The organism is Mesorhizobium sp. M7A.F.Ca.CA.002.09.1.1, assembly GCF_003998555.1.
In the GTDB taxonomy this organism is placed as follows: Bacteria; Pseudomonadota; Alphaproteobacteria; order Rhizobiales; family Rhizobiaceae; genus Mesorhizobium; species Mesorhizobium ciceri.
Genome location: NZ_RZRR01001279.1, coordinates 1 through 1,126 on the forward strand (window position 1 = coordinate 1; position 1,126 = coordinate 1,126).

At 62.1% G+C, this 1,126-nt stretch carries 2 protein-coding genes; one reads left to right on the forward strand and one right to left on the reverse strand.

Translation table 11 applies throughout. The features are described from left to right. Nucleotides 1-437, reverse strand: a 437-nt coding sequence (locus EN994_RS32505; RefSeq protein ID WP_127308203.1) for an FAD-binding protein, incomplete at its 3' end; no start/stop codon positions are given. Nucleotides 438-658: 221 nt separating this feature from the next. Between EN994_RS32505 and EN994_RS32510 the strand changes: the two genes are divergently transcribed. Then, nucleotides 659-1,126, forward strand: a 468-nt coding sequence (locus tag EN994_RS32510) for a hypothetical protein (RefSeq protein ID WP_127308204.1), incomplete at its 3' end; no start/stop codon positions are given.

Below are 1,126 nucleotides of genomic sequence, written 5' to 3' on the forward strand. Positions count from 1 at the left end.
TTGTAGAGCAGGCCGGCAGCGGCAAAGCCCGGATAGATCTCGACGCCGAGCGCTTCGGCCTTGGTCGCCAGCCAGCGGCAGACATTGCCCAGCGAAACGATGTAGTTGCCGTGATTGTTCATCAGCGGCGGCATGAAAATGTTGGGCAGACGGAACGAGCCGGCAGGACCAAGGACCAGGAAATGATCCGCGGTGACCGGCGTCTTGAAGGGATGGCCGTCCTCGTCGCGCCAGCCCGGCAAGAGCCGGTCGATGCCGATCGGATCGACGACGGCGCCGGAGAGAATATGGGCGCCGACCTCACCGCCCTTCTCCAGGACGACGACCGAAAGCTCGGGATTGACCTGCTTGAGGCGGATGGCGGCGGCGAGGCCCGCCGGACCGGCACCGACGATAACCACGTCGAATTCCATGCTTTCGCGTTCGATGTCGCTCATCAACCCCTCCGCACTGGCTTATCCCATTCGGGTATCTTGCTGGCTCCCGCGCTGCATAGCGCATCAATTGACGACAGGAAACCGGCGCATACGTGACAATGCCGTTTTGGCCAAAAAGTCGCGCATTGCGAGGCTGGAAGACTGCTTTTCGCCTGGCATTGCCTGCGGGGCGCGCGTTTTTTAATTGTTCGACGGCTTGCTTATCGGCCATACTTCACGCCATGCGCTTTCCTGGGCCAGCCGGCTTTTCATCGACGCGCTTTCTTTTCCCGCCCGGCCGGATCCGCCGGGCGCTCCTTTTGGCCCTTCTGATGCTGGCGCCGCATCACGCTGCCGCCGACGAAGTGAAGGTCTGGGCGGCGGGCGCCTACTCCTTCTCCGACGAGCTTGGCGGCTTCCACATCACCGGCGCCTCGGGCATCGGCACGAAGGACGATCCGTTCGTCATCACCGAAGAGCTGACTTCGTCAACGCCGGTGACGCTGACGATCCGCACGACAAAGCCGATCCAGGCCTTCGGCAAGGCCGGCGAATTCGCCAACGGCATGATGTATATGCGCATCGAGGTGCTCAACAATAGCGGCCAGGCCTGGGTCGAATTCCAGTTCGAATTGCAGGAGATCCTGAACCAGCCGAGCGTGTTCGGCGACGGGCTTTCCTTCGACCAGCGCAACAAGACGCCGGACAAC